Below are 15,803 nucleotides of genomic sequence, written 5' to 3'. Positions count from 1 at the left end.
TTGTTCTCACAAAAACATTGACAACACCTCTTAACTCGGATATGATACTTTTAGCCAGAAACGAATCACCTAAAATTTCATATAATCCCGTAAAGGGGAGTAGCTGTTAGATAAAATCGTCAATACGAGAATATGAGGATATTCTCCGGTTTTATCGGCAATAGATTATTGTTAGCGAGACCTTTACCAACCAGGTTACCTTTATTCCAAAGGCTAATCTGTTTGGTAAAGGTCTTTTTTATATATATTTTTGGTTAAACTAATGGTATCACCGTTAGTTTCTCAAAAAAGCAGCTAAACCCACTTGAGGAGGAAACAGCAATGGATTGGGGATTATTATTAGAGTACGGATGGGTATTGCTCGTTCTCGTAGCACTGGAAGGGCTGCTTGCCGCAGACAACGCACTTGTACTCGCAATTATGGTTAAGCATCTTCCTGATGAGGAACGTAAGAAGGCATTGTTCTACGGATTGGCTGGAGCGTTTGTGTTCCGGTTCGGATCGCTGTTCGTCATCTCCTATCTGGTAGACATCTGGCAGGTACAAGCCATCGGTGCGCTATATCTGTTATTTATCGCGGGGAATCACATCTTCCGAAAAGTGTTATTCGCTAAGCCGGTCACGGAAGACGCCGCTGAAAGCGGAAGCCCTGGAGCTGTAAATAAGAAGAAAGCCAGCTTCTGGTTCACCGTACTTAAGGTCGAGGTAGCAGATATTGCCTTTGCCGTAGACTCCATCCTCGCAGCCGTAGCCCTGGCCGTTGCTCTTCCGGCAAGTGGTATCCGCAACATCGGCGGCCTCGACGGCGGACAGTTCCTTGTAATCTTCGCGGGCGGCTTCATTGGCCTCGTGATTATGCGGTTCGCTGCTTCCTTCTTCGTTAAGCTGCTTCACACCCGTCCGGGTCTTGAGGTTGCTGCCTTCTTCATCGTCGGCTGGGTAGGGGTTAAGCTCGCAGTCATCACGCTGGCCCATCCTGCTCTGGGTGTATTGTCTGAAGACTTCGCACACAGCACCTGGTGGAAACTGACCTTCTATGTAGTTCTGATCATCATTGCAGCTACAGGCTGGTTCATGAGCAGTGTCAAGACCGAAGAGAATGTCGGCGAGAATCCTGTCAAGGAAGTCGACAAGCAACTCGGCAAATAATCCGGGAAAGATCTGAAGGCTTCTGTTATGCTTTAAACATACCAAAAAGCCCGTTTCCTCCATTTGGGGAAGCGGGCTTTATTGTGTTGAATGGTTATACTCTGCGGCTATCTCCGCCACTTCATGAATCTGTAATCCAGCACATCCACCAGCAGGAACAGCACGAATCCCACCAGACTGAACAGCATAATTCCGGCATACATCTCAGGGTAGTCCAGCCGCAGCCAGGCATCCATGATAAAGAAGCCCATACCATGCTCCGTACCGTAGATTTCGGTGAAAAAGAGTACTGAAATCGCTGTGCCCAGCGAAATACGAATCGTACTGAGGATCACCGACAAGGCGCCGGGAAGCGTCACATTCCAGAATTTCTGCATCGTGCTGGCACCAATACTCGTCAGCACATCATAAGTACTCTCGGGGATGGCCTTCACACCATCACGTACCGAGATAATGACCTGAAACAGCAGGATCAGCATAATCATCAGCACCTTGGAGGTTTCTCCGAGTCCGAAGAAGAGCATGACCACCGGCAACAGCGCAATTTTGGGGATCGGATAGGTCAGATAGACGACCGGGTCCAGTACCCGGTTCCAGAAGGGAGAGCGGCCCATCAGCAGACCGGCCAGCAGACCGAGCAGCAGAGCCAGCAGCACACCTTCAGTGATGCGCATCAGACTGTAGCCGACATTCAGCGCCACATCATGGGCCCCAAGCTGAAACATTGCCTTATAGACCGCGCCCGGGCTGGGAAGAATCGCGTGATTCATGAGCAGATAAGCGACATACCAGAGCGCATTCATTCCGGCAAAAACGAGCAGCAGGCGCAGCAGGTGAACAAAATGCCGTCGTTTTACCATTTTTCCATCATTACCTTTCGGATTCTCTTCGTCTGCATAAAGTACTCCTCGCTCTCCCGCTTCTCGGAATGCTTCATGGCAAATACAGCAGCGTTATCGAGAATCTCCGGCGGCTCCTGCTGCCTGGGCAGCAGGATGATAATCTTCTGTCCCAGAAGAATCGCCTCCTCCACATCGTGGGTGACGAACAGCGTGGTCGCCGGATGCGCCTGCCAGTTGTCGATAAAAATCTGCTGCAGCCCTTCCCGCGTAATAGCGTCCAGCGCCGAGAACGGCTCATCCAGCAGCAGAAGGGTCGGCAGAATGGCAAAGGCGCGGGCAATGGCTACCCGCTGCTGCTGACCGCCGCTCAGCGAGAGCGGAAACCGGCCGGCGAGCTGGGCGATCCCCATGGATTCAAGCCAGTGCATAATTTGACGGTCCTGCTCCCGCCTGCCCCGCCCCGCTCCGGCCGGACGGGCGATCCGCATCGCAATCCCGATGTTGTCTTTGACCGTCTTCCAGGGCAGCAGGCCATAATTCTGCGGCACGAGCCCGATTAGCGTGTCCTTGTCATGGACAGATCTGCCATTGAAGAGCAGTTCGCCTTCGTAACCGGGCAGCAGGCCGGCAATCGCCCGCAGCAGCGTGGATTTGCCGCTGCCCGAGGGACCGATCACCGTATAAATCCCGTGCTCCGGCAGGGTCAGGTTCATTTCCCCCAGGGCCAGCTGCCCGTTCTGATAAGCTACATGGAGCTGATTAATGCGGAGACCGCTATTTTTTAAACTGGACATCGGAGATCACATCTTCAGCCGATAGCGTTTTGGTCAACAGTCCTTTTTCACGAGCCCAGGCAAAAGCAGCCTCCACTTCCTTCACATCCACCTGGTTCGCAGGCAGATACTCCGGCACCTTAATCTCATTCTTCAGCGTATCGGGATAGCCCACTTCCTTAATAATCAGGTCGATATATTCCGATTGGTCATGCGTCTTCATATAATCGACAGCCTCATCATAAGCGGCGTACATATCGCGGATTCCCTGACCCTTGGCATCAATGGCACTCTGTGGAAAAGCCAGCACAAACGGATTGATCCCCGCACTATGGGTGGAGCTGAGAACACTCAGACCGGCAGTACGGCCCATGGTGACAAAAGGCTCCGGCAAAACAGCCGCATCCGCCTTATGATTCTTAAGCAGCTCCAGACGCGTTGGAATCTGCGGCACTTCCGTTACAGTAATATCGGCTTCCGTCAGGCCTGCCTGCTTCAGCATCATGGCAACGGTATACTGGGTTGAGGTATTCTTAGACAGGATGACGGTCTTCCCCTTCAGATCCTTTACCTCTTTCACTTCATCATTTCCGGTCAGCAGGTCGAATTCGCCTGTGGTCGTGCTGGTGATTTTGACATCGAGTCCTGCTTCATTATAGATCGAGATCGCCACCAGATCCGCACTGAGGCCATCTACCTTACCCGCCTGAAAAGCCACATCACGATCCTTCGCGCTCTTGAAGGTCTGGATATCCAGGTTCACATGATGCTTCTGATCAAATCCCTGCTCATGGGCAATAATAAAAGGAATTGCATCGATGGATGGCAGCAGTCCCAGCGATATCGTAACGGCCTCAGCAGGTACAGCTGTAGCAGCTCCTGTATTAGTATCTTTGGAATTTCCTGCCTGATTTGCGCTACCGCATCCGGCAGCTACTACACTGACAGCAGCAGTCAGCACGACTAGCTTCATAAGGTGTTTCCAGTTTCTTGTCTTCATGGATCTTGATTCCCCCATCTCTTATCGGTTACACTTCATGCGAATTTATTCACATACATAGTACACCCATTGTCCTATTTTGTATATTTATAAATTTAAGTATCAGTTTTCTAATGTCCAATATGTTCATGGAATTCTTTTTACAGCAGCACCCAATAATGACGCAAATATGCTATAATGACCTGTACCTATTTCGCAGGTATCCCCCCTTCAAGCAGCAGTCCTATTCCAACCCTATCTAAGGAGCTGTGCCCTATGAGCGATGTAATTCTCCAGCAGATTCTTGCCGAGCTGCAAGGCGTAAAGTCCGAAATTAACGGAATGAAATCTGAAATTGCAGGAATTAAGACCGAAATTGCAGGAATCAAGTCCGATGTTAAAAATCTTCAGTCAGAATTCGCTACATTCAAGTCTGAAATTGTTGGCGAGTTGGTTATCATCAAGGATGAAATTGAAAACATCAAGAATGAAATTGAAAACATCAAGACCGACATCGTTACCATCAAGGATGATATCGAAAGCATCAAGGAAGATACGAAGCTAATCCCGCTTATTCAACAGGCGGTGTCCGAAGTGAATACTGAAGTCGTTGCTGGCCGGGATTCACTGGAGCGGATCGACCGGAGCCTGCGCGGACATGACGCAACACTGGATATCCTGGCCCGGCGTTCTATAGATCAGGAAGCTGAAATGAAACGTTTAGCTGCTTCTGCATAACATCTTGCCCCGAAGCGACCGCCCTCCCGGCTGCCGCTTTTTTGTTGCCCGCACGCAGTCCATCTCACAAGGACATTGTTCTCTTATACAAATACAAAACCAGTTATGGCAACATTATTCCTTATTTATTTGTCTTTTACAGGCGGACATCACATTGATTTATTGATTATCTATGCTATAATGAAAGCGTAACCAGGATAGATGTCCCAGAGGTTCATTACCGTATTTCATCGCCAAGGAGGATGAATGCAATGCTGGCAGGAATTAAGGAACTGAAGAATTGGGTAACTGGAATGTGGCAGCCGGGGATGGCTTCCGGAGAAGAGGATTACCGGAGAATGGAATACAGCGCACACCGCCATCTACACACACCGCCAACACCAAGCCCGCTTACTTATGAGCAGGAATCGCGCATCAAGACTGTCAAATTCCACTAATCTCCAGGAGATGTATATATAGAACACCCTTCACCTATCAGGTTAAGGCCGCCAAGGAACGGGAGCATCCCGGTTCAAGCGGCCTTTTATTTGTTGCACTGTATAAATTGAACTAATGATTTTTAGGTTTTAGGATTAGCCGTGACTCCAGAGAAGTTTTGGACTTCCGGCCGCTGCCCTTCTGCAGATTTCTTAATTTTCCCCGTTTTTAACGGTTGAAATCCGCAGACAAAGGCGGACGCTACCGCTCCTTCAGTTCCAAATTTCCCCTCCGCCACTTTTCCTTTAACTATAATTTTTTAGTTCAATCTATATAGCTTCATTATCTTGCTAACCACCTCAGGATCATCTGTGCCGCTTCCAGATAACGCTGTCCTACGAGCAGACCGGTATGGGTGGTGCCCCAAAGACCTGCGTAGGCTGCGCGGAAATACGCTGCATTGGCTCTGCCCCGGCGCTCATCTTCATCACTGTTAACGGCATGGATCACCAGACAAGGGCAAGTAATGGAGCCGCTGTCTACGGATACTCCTGCTGCCCCGAAATGATAAGAAAAGGTTCGAAACGCCTCGGCGGACTCCATCGTCAGGTACTTGCGCTGAAATGTTATGTCTTCTGCCGTCTCATCCAGGCTGCTCTCCTCTTCCCGGACGGGAGCGGGTACTACGTTACCCGGTACTGTTTTGACGATATCCGTATAAGGCACCTTCTCATGAACCTCCCTGCATAGACTTGAATCCATCAGCACAAGCCCGGCCAGCCCGGCTGTCTCCGCCACCTTCTGGCTGAGGATCCCGCCCATACTGAACCCGATCAGGACCGGAGCAGCTCCGCATTCAGCCTCAATCAACTGCACTATCTCATGGATATCCTCCAGATAATCTTCAAAGGTGATCTGTGTCATATCCAGCACTCTGCTCCGGTAATGACTTCTCAGATTCATCACATAACACGTCCAGCCTTCACGGATGAAATGGGGAAGGTATTTGCTCCACATCCAGCTTCCGGTATACGCACCGTGCACAAACAGCAGGGGTACCTTATTCTCCTGTTCCTGGCCTTCTCTCGCCTCCTCTCCCTTATAAATCTCCAGGAAGAGATCATGCTCACCGACATATTTCTCTGTATGCGGCGGTAATTCATTAGTGTAGTCTCTCATTTTAATGTCCTTTCCATAATTAGTTTGATATCAAACTATAATACAAATTTTTTTAGAAATTATGATTGATTTTCATTAAAATCGTCAGCAAAATCTTCTGCTCTTCTTCCGTAATATCGCGGTAGAACTGCTTCAGCATGGCAGAAGAGACCGATTCAAATACCGGCTCCAGCTCCTTCCCCTTCACTGTTAAAGTAACGTATACATACCGGGTGTCTTCCTGATCCCTCTCCTTCGTAACCAGTCCCAGCCGGACCAGCTTATCCACAAGTGCTGTAACTGTAGATTTGTCCTTATGAATATGTGCCGAGATCTCGGCCATGGTGAGTCTGTGCTTAGACAGCAGCGCATACAGAATATCCCCGTGTGAGGTGGCAATGCCGTCTACTCCCTGCTTCGCCAGCTCTTGTACGATGAACCGGTTAACCTTCTCGCGGATCTTGGATATAAGTGAAATAGCGTCTCTAGTTTCCATACAGGAATTATAGTTTGTTATCAAACTATTGTCAATCATATGGAACTCCATTGGAGCCGTCAAAAATATGGGGATAGATCACCCTAGCTATTCGTAAGACGCTGATTCCGGCGCAGTATTCTCTAAAAGCACTATAGCCTCACCCTGCTGCTGTCTCATTCTGATATTGGCCCTGCCCCATGAACACATGACATTGATGAGTTCATTGGCTGTAATTCCATATTCCGTTATATAATATTCCACTTTGGGCGGCATCTGCTGATAGACCTGTCTGTCGATCATTCCGTCCTTTTCCAGCTCGCGAAGCTGCTGGATCAGGACCTTTTGCGAGATACCTGGGATATTGCGCTGCAATTCGCTTGTCCTTTTCTCGCCCGACATTAAATTACATATGATCAACGATTTCCATTTGCCGCCGAGAATTTCAAGCGTTGCTTCTATGCCTAAACGATATTGCTTCATACCTGCCACCTCATTCATACCGAATTAACTATATCTTATCGCATCTCATGATTTCTATCATGCCACAGATCCCGCAGAAGGCCAATGCACACCTGGAGGTAACCTGGTTACTTCATTGTGTGTATTTACATTTTCAGGGACTTACAAAATAATAGAAACAGCTGCACAACACAAATTATACACCGGAAAGGTGATCCATAATGACAACCCTGGTAATCCTGGCGCATCCCGATATAGAGGCTTCAAGAGTGAACCGGAGATGGAGACAAGAGCTGCTGCTGCATCCGGAGAACGTTATTGTCCACGAGCTTTACAAAGAGTACCCGGACTGGAGCATCGATGTTCCGCGGGAGCAGCATTTATTGGAGGCGCATGACCTGATTATTTTCCAATTCCCCTTATACTGGTACAGCTACCCGCCGCTGCTGAAAAAATGGCTGGACGATGTGTTCACTCACGGCTGGGCTTACGGCTCAAACGGGAACAAGCTGAAGGGTAAGAAGCTGGGCATAGCTATGACCATCGGTGATAAAAAGGAAAACTACCTGCCGGCCGGGTCCGTTTCTTTTAAAGTAGATGAGATTATCGCCCCGTTCAAAGCCAGTGCCATCCATGTCGGTGCGACTACGCTGCCTTACTTCGCCGTTTTCGGCGCCTCCTTCCAGGCGAGTGACGATGAAATTAATCAGAGTGCCGTGGATTATCTGGAGTATACCCTTCGGAACCGGTAATATTCCGCTATTCCCGCTTCTTCCCCACTGCGCCAAGATAGATCACAAACTCTTCATCTCCGTCCAGCGCCAAAATCTCGTCAATCAGCTTCTGGTCATAGATTCCGATAGCGCAGGCGCCTGCTCCGATCGATTCACTGGCTAGGTACAGATTCTGGCAGACATGTCCAACGTCGATGAGGATTTTTTTGTGGGCTGAAATATCATACTTCCACTCCGAGCGGTACGGTGTGGTACTCCAGGCGAACAGCACAGAAGCCTTGCGTGCAAAGTTAGGGACAAACGGCTGATCCAGCGTAATGGCATCAATCTTCTGCTCCAGCTCATCCAATTCAAACATAAACAAGAGCTTATGCTCCACAGGAAGGTATCTGTAAATCCCCTGCCGGATGCCTTCTACCCGCATAATCATCAAGTAGGTCTCAAAGGTATGTGTCGCGCCACTGCAGGGTACAGTCCGCAGCGTAAGCCCGTTCTTGTTCATTCCAGTAATCCCCTGGGTGGCCCACAATAAATAGGACAACTCCTCCAGACTTAACGTGTCCGCAGAATAGAAGCGTGTACTTCTTCTTTGCTCTATACATTCAAAAATGCTGTCTTTACCTACAGTATCCCTGCTGACCTTGGGCAAATCAATAATAAGCGAATCCGGATCAAACGCCTTCACAACCGGCGGCTGTGCAATACCCTTAATCTTGTCTGTTTTAATCCGTTTGAATTCATGAAAATTGGATTTCAGAAAATTTCTTTGTTGTTCATATCTGGTCATAACAGATCCTCCTCGATTACCTTATTAGCTCAAATTTATCAGGTACTCAAAATCAAAAGGTGATCTAACTCACTCTTCCGTTATTTTGGCAAACAAAAACCTCCCCCCACCCCGAAGGGTAAAGGAAGGCTTACACGTATTGTCATTGGAGTATGGCGGCAATATTTCCAGCATTACGTTTAATTTTGGTACGGTACTATCCATTAATCAGGATCAATAAGCGCTTAGATTACCACCTCATCCTCCAAAATCAGCCGGTATCCCTTCTTGCCTTCCCTGGCAGCAAGTCCCCAGGCCTCGGCTGCCATCCAGGCGGGATCACTCCCCAGCCGGACCTCAAAGGCCCGGCAGGCTTCGGCCCGCTTACGCAGTTCTTCATCGGCTCCGGCTTCAGTTCCCCCGGTTATTACCTTCCGCCGCAAGGCCCTCCACAGCTCTACATCCGCCAGGGCTCTGTGCAGCCAGGGTTCTGCTTCCGTCTGGAACTTGGAATTCTCCATTTCAAGCAGCCTGCAGGACATGCTCTCCAGACGGTCGAAATACGCGTCAAGCCAGCGTATATCTCTGCTGTGCACAGCCTCTTTCAGTTCCTTATATCCACCGCTATAGAGCTGGCTATTGAGATTCTGGCGGCAGAAGAACATCATGTCGTCTGCCAGCTCTCCGGCAAATTCGCGGACCGACAGCTCCCAGGACAGCTCCGGCATATAACGCTCACTGTTCCACATATAGTGGGCCATGGTGTTCAGTGTAATCTTGGAGCATTCCCACTGCACCATCGGATTCGCTACCACGGCCTGATGTCCGGTCTGGCCAAGCCGGGAATAACGCCCGCGAACCGGGTCCAGAAACAACCGGTCATAGTCGGCATCATTGACAGGTATGTTGTCCCACAGCCACAGCTCATGCCCATAATGGCTGTAATTCTCCTGTGCTGGTCTGCTCCCGACCTGCCGGGCAAAGACGGCAGGGCCGGTCCAGAATACCTTGATCTCCGAATGCAGCTTCTCACCGATATCCCGCTTATATTCGGTATCCCAGGAGGACCAATACTCAGAAGGGCACATTACCAGAGTAACCTTCTGCAATTGACGGCTTAGATAGTCATAGACACGGTTGGCCACATAAGCGTGCGCCAGTCCGGAACGCTCCAGGTAATGTAGGTTCTCCCCTGACAATGCGTAGTCTATATCGTCCATCAGCAGAGCGAAATGCCGGACACCAATAGCGATCATCGCGCTCAGCTTCGCCTCCAGACTGGCAAAATCATCTTCACTGCGAAACTGCAGATCATTCCCCGGACTAATGCAATAATAGAAGTCCACCAGCTGCGTATCACATTCCTGCTTCAGCTCACGAATCTGCTCGAACAGATTCTCAGGATAAGGCTCACGCCATAGCTCGCGGTGATAGGGATCATCCTTGGGAGCATGCATGAAGGTATTCATCCGGTGAGCTGCCAGATAGCGCACCGCATCCATCCGGTCCTCCCAGCTCCACGGCGTGCCATAGAAGCCTTCAATAATGCCGCGGACTGGAAAAGAGGGCTCATCATGAATAGTCGCCACAGGCAACCGGCACTTGCCTTCATCTACGCTCAGCAGCCGGTGCAGAGCATCCATTCCATACTGTAGTCCCCTCTTATTGGAGGCAGCTATGGTAACTGTGCCGTCCTTACGGATATCCAGCAGATAGCCATCCGCCTTAAGCGATCCCTCGTATTCCAGCTCCAGCTTGATATTGCCAGGTTCGGGTGTTTCCTCATTTTCTCCAGGCGGCTCAAGGATCACAATCGGGCCTTCGGCGGCAAGCGGCCACTCCCACTTCTGGATCAAGGAAAATTTTGAAGTCAGCTCAATTCTCAGTTGCTGCCCTTCCAGCAACAGCTCCTCACCCTGATCGTAGTAGTCCCGAAAGTAATACTGCCGTTCTTTTAGCGGCATGTTCATATGCATACCTCCTTAATCCGTAACCTTCACATTTCCAAACACAGCCTTGTTCCGCGAGTCATTCCCGGGATTGCTAAGGGCAATCCCGATATACACCTTGCTTTTCATTGGGATCTGAACCGTTCCAACCGTTTGCCAGCTGTTCCCGTTTGAAGAAATCGACCCTTTGAACGTATTTCCGGTTCTCGTCAGCTTCAGCCATTTCGGAGCAGAAGCAGCCGCAGTATGGTCAGCCATACTGCCTGCGGTTTCTGTACGATACTGGAAGGTAGCCCCATTCTCGGGGGTAATCATCATATCCGCATGCTTGGAATTATGACTCAGCGACTCCCGGATCATAATACCGGCCTTGGCCCAGCCGTCCAGCCAGCTGGTGGACTGCACCTTAACCACAATCTCCGCATTGCCGCTCACGGGCTGATAGATATAATTCAGCTGATCTCCATTGCCCCAAATATCCGTAGAGCTGCTGCTGAGTGTAAATTGCTTATTGGAAGCATTGTAGGTGGCGTTCCCCGGCATGGAGCCGATATTCCGCGCCTTCCATACTGCAGGCAGCTGGGCCGGATAATCTTGCTCTACCGGAGCCGTCCAGCCTGGCGTCGGCCAGGTCTCACGTTCATGGATATTCGCCAGCTCCTCTTCCGGCCAGGCCCCATAGGCAAAGAACGACAGGCGCTTCACATCCGGATAATTCTCGCGGATTCCCTTGTAGACCTCCTGATATTGATCATCGGTCCAGTCATTATCCAGGGTAGCTACGATGTCAACATCACTGCCGCTAATCGCGTCACTGGTATCCTTCAGGATACCGTAGGAGGTGCTGTATACCCAATCACTGTTGAATTCCCAGTCATCGAAGTACGCCATCGGTGCGACAAAGTCGATCTCATCCTTGAACTTGGCTACATTCTGTCCAACCTCGGTAAATTCCGGCGGCAGAATATATACACCAAGCTGCACATCCGGATTCGCGGATTCGGAAATATCCTCACGGATATCGCCTACATACTGTCCGATTTGTTCGGTTCTCCATTCATTCCACTGCTGACGCTGCGGTGAATCCGTATCGAAGTCAATGCTGAGCGGCGAATACCCGAACTGCGCCTGATACTTGGCAACCGTATAATCACTGACATCCATGTTGTAATTGTCGAAGCGGATCCAGTCCAGTACAACACCGTCCACATCATAATTCTCGATCACTTCCTGAATGATGGAACGCTCATACTGCTGCACTTCATGGTGAATCGGATTGACGAAATATTCGTTACCGTTAGAGCCCGTAAACGGAGTCTGAACCCCGTTCACCAACGACTGCATCTGCCATTCATCATGAGCGAGGAAGGCCTGCTGGTCATGGAACTGGGGAATCCAGGCATGAACCTTGATTCCTGCGGCATGAGCTGCCGTAATGACAGCCTGCAGGGCATCGAAATTCTGGTAGCCCTGGGCAATAGGAGCGATATCACTCTGATAAAATACACTGCCGGACGGAACCTCATCATCTTCATCCTGCTTTACATTCATGCTGATGACATCGACCCCGTAGCTTGTGGACAGCGCGATGAAATTCTGCACATCCGCCAAGTTCTTGAACTGGTTAACAGTCCGTACAATCACTTCCGTCTCAAATGGGGGATTGCTCTGCTCCTCGGCCTGTGCCGGAAGGGGAAGGGAACCCCCCGCTACCGAAGAAACCAACACAATGCCTAACACTGCCATGAACCTCGATCTCAATGTAAATGCCATAATATCGCCTCCACATCATAGTTTTATTTGGCCAGTTGCCCGTACGGCAGTTATTTCGTCAGGTTAATTTTCTTTACATTCTCCTGCCATTTTTCGGTTCTGAACTCAAGCAGCTTATCCAGTCCCGCTTTTGCGGTGTTTTTTCTGGCGGTATCCAGCGCCGACAGCACCTCTTCATCCGACTTCGCCTGAACCATCTGGGCGTAAGCAAGAGTGTAAATATCTGCGATATTCTGTGCGATAATGCCGGTCTCTGTATCGGGAAGCGGGTCGGTATTTACGAATTGTGTAATGTCCAGCGCGGTTTTCCAGGTCACTGTGGACTGGGCCACGGTCTCCCATGATTTCTGGTTCGCGGAGAGCAGCGCCTCGAGGCTCATTTTGGCCGTATCAATGAAGGTCGTATTCCCGGCCCAGTTGAAGTCCTCGAATTTCCGCATCGTATCCGTGCGCTCGTTAGCAGGCGTCGTCTTGTATTTCTCGTTCGGAATCGGCGCTCCATCCGCATCCTCTTCATCCCAGTACAAGCCCTTAGGGCCGAAGAACAGCACCTTCTGTCCCTCCGGGCCTGTAATCCAGTCAAAGTAAGCGAAGATAGCCTCCGGGTCCTTGGCTTGTTTGGTAATAACACTGACGTTCCAGCCCAGCGTCTCAAAGCCGCTTACAAATACTTTGGTCTTGTCTATTCCTGCTTTGTGGACAGGCCAGATAATTTCATAACCGCTGTCCGGATTGCTTGCTGTCAATGCCCGGTGTCCCTCGGCTCCATACGTAGTGATATTGGATTCGACCATGACTGCTACCCGGCCGGTATTGACCTTCTCCTTGACCGCATCCTGGGTTTGCTGCAGCGCATCCTGCGTAATCAGCCGTTCACGGTACAGCTTGTTGATGTACAGCACCATCTCCTCGTAAGCGGGATCATCCAGGATAGAGTTCAGCTTATCGCCATCCGGATAACCCATGAGTGTAACGAACTTGCTGGTGGAATTCTCCTTGAAACCGCCATACATAATTTCCAGACCTGCGCCCTTCTCCCCCACCTCCAGAGGAACTACGTCAGGATACTTTGCTTGCACCGTGTGCAAATATTGATACAGGTCATCGAAGGTCTCCAGAGCGGGTCTGCCGAGTGCGTTATAGATATCCTTATTCACCATCCATCCGCCATTGCCGAATTGCCCGGAGGTATACCAGTTCGGGATTTGATAGATTTTCCCGTCGTCGGAACGGAGCAGATTCAGGGTCGATTCCTTCACATATTTCTTGAAGTTCGGATATTTCTCATAGTAATCATCCAGTGCAACGAGCTGCCCCGCCTGCACCAGCCTCTCCACTGAGGACCCCCGGTCCGTAAAAATGACATCCGGCAAATCGCCGCCGACGATCATCGTGTTGAGCTTTTCTCCGGCCGCTCCTCCGGATTGGATCGGTTCAACCGTAACCTTGCGGTTCTCCTGAATCCACTTCGTCGCCTCATTCTCCCCCCATGGTGATGTCGTGAGCCAGTCGTAGTTGCCATAGAAGCTGAAGGTGACAGGCTTGATCCCGCTGCCGTCATCTGTAGCGGCCCCGGTATTCAGATTGTTCTGTGAAGTGTCAGAATTCCCCCCTCCGCTACAGGCAGCGAGCAGCAGCACCAGCGAAGTCAGCAACAGAGCTACCCATGTTAGGCGTTTGCGCATTCTTTTTCCTTCTTTCTACGTAAGATGGGGACTGCTATTCTTTCAATGAACCGACCATCACGCCCTTCACAAAGTACTTCTGGAGAAAAGGGTAGGTCAGGATAATCGGAATAGTAGCGATCATCATCGTAGCCATAGTCAGTGACTTCGTGGTAATCGTCCGATTCCGGTTCATATGATCCAGCGCGATCGCATTCGAGGAGCCAATCTGGGTCATGATGTTGGAGTTCATTACCTGCCGCAGCAGCGTCTGTATAGGCAGCAGGCGATCCTCGGTAATGTAGATCGCTCCCGTAAACCAGTCATTCCAGTAACCGACTGCGGTGAATAAGGCTATCGTGGCCAGCACCGGGCCGGAGACGGGAATCACAATCCGGAAGAAAATGCCGTAGTTGCTGCTGCCGTCGATTTTGGCGGATTCCTCCAGTCCCTCCGGCAAAGCGCTGAAGAAGGTGCGGATGACAATCATGTTCCAGACGCTGATGATGCCGGGGATAATCAGCACCCAAAAGGTATCCAGCATCCCCAAAGAACGGATGAGTAAATAACTGGGGATAAGCCCTCCGCTGAAGAACATCGTAATCATGAAAAACACCATGTATTGCTTGCGGAACAGCAAGGTCTTCTTGGACATGCCGTAAGCTAGCAAGGCCGTAAAGAATACGGATAATGCTGTGCCGCAGAGCGTTCTGAGAATGGTGATCAGAAACGAATTCAGCAGGCGGTCATCCTGAAACACAATATAATAATTTTCCAGGGTAAAGGCTCTCGGCCACAGGGTTACACCGCCGAGCGCCGTATCGCTCCCCAGATTAAAGGAAATGACGAGCGCGTTCCAAAACGGGTACAGCATGAGTAGCGCCAGCAATGCCAAAAGGATATAAATACTCCGCTGCATCATTTTGTCGCCCAGGCTTAGTCTCATTGTTCGGCCCTCCTAAAAGGTTTATGGAGCATTGTTGTGGTATCTACCAGAGACTTACATCTGCCCGGCGGGCGATTTTGTTGGCTGTCACCAGCAGAATGACACTGATTACCGCTTTGAACAGCCCTACCGCTGTCGCATAAGAGAATCTGGCATTTAATATCCCGACGCGGTACACATAGGTATCGATAACATCGGAGTAGGGCCTGAGGATTGGATTAGTTGCAAGCAGCAGAATATCCTCGAAGCCCGCACTGAGCAGACCGCCGATGGCAAGAATCATAAAGATGACGATAATGGGGGTAATGCTGGGGAGTGTAATCAGGTGAATTTGCTTAAACCGGCTTGCTCCGTCTATGGATGCAGCCTCATACAGGGTCGGATCAATGCCGGCAATCGCCGCCAGATAGACAATACTTCCGAATCCGACTTCCTTCCAGACATTTACACTTACCAGAATAGACCAGAAGTATTTGGGTACCGCAAGGAAGTTAACCGGCTCCTGGACCAGATTGAACCGCTCCAGCAGATAGTTCACCGTTCCGTTATCAACGGATAACAGCGAAAATACGAAACCGGATACAATAACCCAGGACAGGAAATAAGGTAAGTAGCTGACGGTCTGGATCACGCGCTTGAAGCCCATATGCCCGACTTCATTCAGCATCAGCGCAAGCAGTATCGGGGCAGGAAAAGAGATAATCAATTTTAACAGGCTAATTACAAGGGTGTTACGCATCACATTCCAGAACTCCGGCGCTTCGAAGAACATTCTGAATTGCATCCATCCCACCCAGGGGCTATTCATCATGCCGCCGAAAATATCGTATTGCTGGAACGCCATAACCACGCCATACATCGGAATGTAACTGAAAATGAATACAAAGATAATTCCCGGCCAAACCATAGACTGCAAATCCAATTGACTGTTAAATTTCTTCCACCTGCTCGGTTTCCCGGCCGTATTCATCCGCTTGA

General features: G+C 50.1%; 16 protein-coding genes. 4 read left to right on the top strand and 12 right to left on the bottom strand.

Annotated elements, in window-relative coordinates; all coding sequences use genetic code 11:
• Positions 1-321: 321 nt before the first annotated feature.
• Complete coding sequence (locus MHH78_RS08825) at positions 322-1,149, top strand: TerC family protein (RefSeq protein ID WP_076083072.1); 828 nt, start codon at positions 322-324, stop codon at positions 1,147-1,149.
• A 107-nt stretch (positions 1,150-1,256) separates the two neighbouring features.
• On the opposite strand, the gene MHH78_RS08820 is transcribed toward MHH78_RS08825, so the two are convergent.
• The 3 genes from MHH78_RS08820 to MHH78_RS08810 are packed head-to-tail and all read right to left on the bottom strand — an operon-like array spanning position 1,257 to position 3,764.
• Complete coding sequence (locus MHH78_RS08820; RefSeq protein WP_341167164.1) at positions 1,257-2,009, bottom strand: ABC transporter permease; 753 nt, start codon at positions 2,007-2,009, stop codon at positions 1,257-1,259.
• Positions 2,003-2,785, bottom strand: coding sequence for an ABC transporter ATP-binding protein (locus tag MHH78_RS08815; protein WP_341167163.1), 783 nt, complete (start codon positions 2,783-2,785; stop codon positions 2,003-2,005). The genes MHH78_RS08820 and MHH78_RS08815 overlap by 7 nt, the downstream gene beginning before the upstream one ends.
• The gene (locus tag MHH78_RS08810) at positions 2,766-3,764 is read right to left on the bottom strand and encodes an ABC transporter substrate-binding protein (RefSeq protein WP_341167162.1); all 999 of its coding nucleotides are present in this window, start codon (positions 3,762-3,764) and stop codon (positions 2,766-2,768) included. Before MHH78_RS08810 ends, MHH78_RS08815 begins: the two co-directional genes overlap by 20 nt.
• Before the next feature lie 255 nt (positions 3,765-4,019).
• On the opposite strand from MHH78_RS08810, the gene MHH78_RS08805 reads away from it, so the two are divergent.
• Entirely contained in the window at positions 4,020-4,481 is a 462-nt protein-coding gene (locus MHH78_RS08805) for a histidine kinase (protein ID WP_340950516.1), read from the top strand.
• A gap of 251 nt (positions 4,482-4,732) precedes the next feature.
• A complete protein-coding gene (locus MHH78_RS08800; RefSeq protein WP_036723496.1) occupies positions 4,733-4,918 on the top strand; it encodes a hypothetical protein in 186 nt (61 codons plus the stop codon).
• Between the two features lie 322 nt (positions 4,919-5,240).
• Here MHH78_RS08800 and MHH78_RS08795 read toward each other — a convergent pair whose 3' ends face one another.
• From MHH78_RS08795 to MHH78_RS08785, 3 genes are read right to left on the bottom strand one after another with little or no spacing between them, the layout of a single operon-like run.
• Complete coding sequence (locus MHH78_RS08795) at positions 5,241-6,077, bottom strand: alpha/beta hydrolase (protein ID WP_341167161.1); 837 nt, start codon at positions 6,075-6,077, stop codon at positions 5,241-5,243.
• A gap of 52 nt (positions 6,078-6,129) precedes the next feature.
• Positions 6,130-6,591, bottom strand: a complete 462-nt coding sequence (locus tag MHH78_RS08790; RefSeq protein ID WP_341167160.1) for a MarR family winged helix-turn-helix transcriptional regulator — start codon at positions 6,589-6,591, stop codon at positions 6,130-6,132.
• A gap of 48 nt (positions 6,592-6,639) precedes the next feature.
• Positions 6,640-7,014, bottom strand: a complete 375-nt coding sequence (locus MHH78_RS08785) for a winged helix-turn-helix transcriptional regulator (protein ID WP_341167159.1) — start codon at positions 7,012-7,014, stop codon at positions 6,640-6,642.
• 200 nt (positions 7,015-7,214) lie between these two features.
• On the opposite strand from MHH78_RS08785, the gene MHH78_RS08780 reads away from it, so the two are divergent.
• Complete coding sequence (locus MHH78_RS08780) at positions 7,215-7,745, top strand: NAD(P)H-dependent oxidoreductase (RefSeq protein WP_341167158.1); 531 nt, start codon at positions 7,215-7,217, stop codon at positions 7,743-7,745.
• Between the two features lie 7 nt (positions 7,746-7,752).
• Here the strand turns inward: MHH78_RS08780 and MHH78_RS08775 are convergent, their stop codons facing one another.
• From MHH78_RS08775 to MHH78_RS08750, 6 genes are all read right to left on the bottom strand, one after another.
• Positions 7,753-8,514 (bottom strand): SagB/ThcOx family dehydrogenase, encoded by a 762-nt coding sequence (locus MHH78_RS08775; RefSeq protein ID WP_341167157.1) that lies wholly within the window; start codon positions 8,512-8,514, stop codon positions 7,753-7,755.
• 224 nt (positions 8,515-8,738) lie between these two features.
• Positions 8,739-10,463, bottom strand: coding sequence for a beta-N-acetylhexosaminidase family protein (locus MHH78_RS08770; RefSeq protein WP_341167156.1), 1,725 nt, complete (start codon positions 10,461-10,463; stop codon positions 8,739-8,741).
• Positions 10,464-10,475: 12 nt separating this feature from the next.
• Positions 10,476-12,215, bottom strand: a complete 1,740-nt coding sequence (locus MHH78_RS08765) for a family 10 glycosylhydrolase (RefSeq protein WP_341167155.1) — start codon at positions 12,213-12,215, stop codon at positions 10,476-10,478.
• A 50-nt stretch (positions 12,216-12,265) separates the two neighbouring features.
• Positions 12,266-13,900, bottom strand: a complete 1,635-nt coding sequence (locus MHH78_RS08760; protein ID WP_341167154.1) for an extracellular solute-binding protein — start codon at positions 13,898-13,900, stop codon at positions 12,266-12,268.
• Positions 13,901-13,934: 34 nt separating this feature from the next.
• The gene (locus MHH78_RS08755; protein WP_036723509.1) at positions 13,935-14,825 is read right to left on the bottom strand and encodes a carbohydrate ABC transporter permease; all 891 of its coding nucleotides are present in this window, start codon (positions 14,823-14,825) and stop codon (positions 13,935-13,937) included.
• 43 nt (positions 14,826-14,868) lie between these two features.
• The gene (locus tag MHH78_RS08750; RefSeq protein ID WP_076083030.1) at positions 14,869-15,795 is read right to left on the bottom strand and encodes an ABC transporter permease; all 927 of its coding nucleotides are present in this window, start codon (positions 15,793-15,795) and stop codon (positions 14,869-14,871) included.
• Positions 15,796-15,803: the final 8 nt, after the last annotated feature.

The organism is Paenibacillus sp. FSL H3-0333 (assembly GCF_038002805.1).
In the GTDB taxonomy this organism is placed as follows: Bacteria; Bacillota; Bacilli; order Paenibacillales; family Paenibacillaceae; genus Paenibacillus_AQ; species Paenibacillus_AQ silagei.
The sequence above is the reverse complement of the archived record's forward strand: the minus strand, read 5'-3'. Positions and strand labels throughout refer to the sequence as shown.

Excerpts from the sequence above, each read along its gene's own strand:
- MHH78_RS08825 (WP_076083072.1), top strand. The coding sequence starts at position 322 with ATGGATTGGGGATTATTATTAGAGTACGGATGGGTATTGCTCGTTCTC.
- MHH78_RS08820 (WP_341167164.1), bottom strand. The coding sequence starts at position 2,009 with ATGGTAAAACGACGGCATTTTGTTCACCTGCTGCGCCTGCTGCTCGTT.
- MHH78_RS08815 (WP_341167163.1), bottom strand. The coding sequence starts at position 2,785 with ATGTCCAGTTTAAAAAATAGCGGTCTCCGCATTAATCAGCTCCATGTA.
- MHH78_RS08810 (WP_341167162.1), bottom strand. The coding sequence starts at position 3,764 with ATGAAGACAAGAAACTGGAAACACCTTATGAAGCTAGTCGTGCTGACT.
- MHH78_RS08805 (WP_340950516.1), top strand. The coding sequence starts at position 4,020 with ATGAGCGATGTAATTCTCCAGCAGATTCTTGCCGAGCTGCAAGGCGTA.
- MHH78_RS08800 (WP_036723496.1), top strand. The coding sequence starts at position 4,733 with ATGCTGGCAGGAATTAAGGAACTGAAGAATTGGGTAACTGGAATGTGG.
- MHH78_RS08795 (WP_341167161.1), bottom strand. The coding sequence starts at position 6,077 with ATGAGAGACTACACTAATGAATTACCGCCGCATACAGAGAAATATGTC.
- MHH78_RS08790 (WP_341167160.1), bottom strand. The coding sequence starts at position 6,591 with ATGATTGACAATAGTTTGATAACAAACTATAATTCCTGTATGGAAACT.
- MHH78_RS08785 (WP_341167159.1), bottom strand. The coding sequence starts at position 7,014 with ATGAAGCAATATCGTTTAGGCATAGAAGCAACGCTTGAAATTCTCGGC.
- MHH78_RS08780 (WP_341167158.1), top strand. The coding sequence starts at position 7,215 with ATGACAACCCTGGTAATCCTGGCGCATCCCGATATAGAGGCTTCAAGA.
- MHH78_RS08775 (WP_341167157.1), bottom strand. The coding sequence starts at position 8,514 with ATGACCAGATATGAACAACAAAGAAATTTTCTGAAATCCAATTTTCAT.
- MHH78_RS08770 (WP_341167156.1), bottom strand. The coding sequence starts at position 10,463 with ATGAACATGCCGCTAAAAGAACGGCAGTATTACTTTCGGGACTACTAC.
- MHH78_RS08765 (WP_341167155.1), bottom strand. The coding sequence starts at position 12,215 with ATGGCATTTACATTGAGATCGAGGTTCATGGCAGTGTTAGGCATTGTG.
- MHH78_RS08760 (WP_341167154.1), bottom strand. The coding sequence starts at position 13,900 with ATGCGCAAACGCCTAACATGGGTAGCTCTGTTGCTGACTTCGCTGGTG.
- MHH78_RS08755 (WP_036723509.1), bottom strand. The coding sequence starts at position 14,825 with ATGAGACTAAGCCTGGGCGACAAAATGATGCAGCGGAGTATTTATATC.
- MHH78_RS08750 (WP_076083030.1), bottom strand. The coding sequence starts at position 15,795 with ATGAATACGGCCGGGAAACCGAGCAGGTGGAAGAAATTTAACAGTCAA.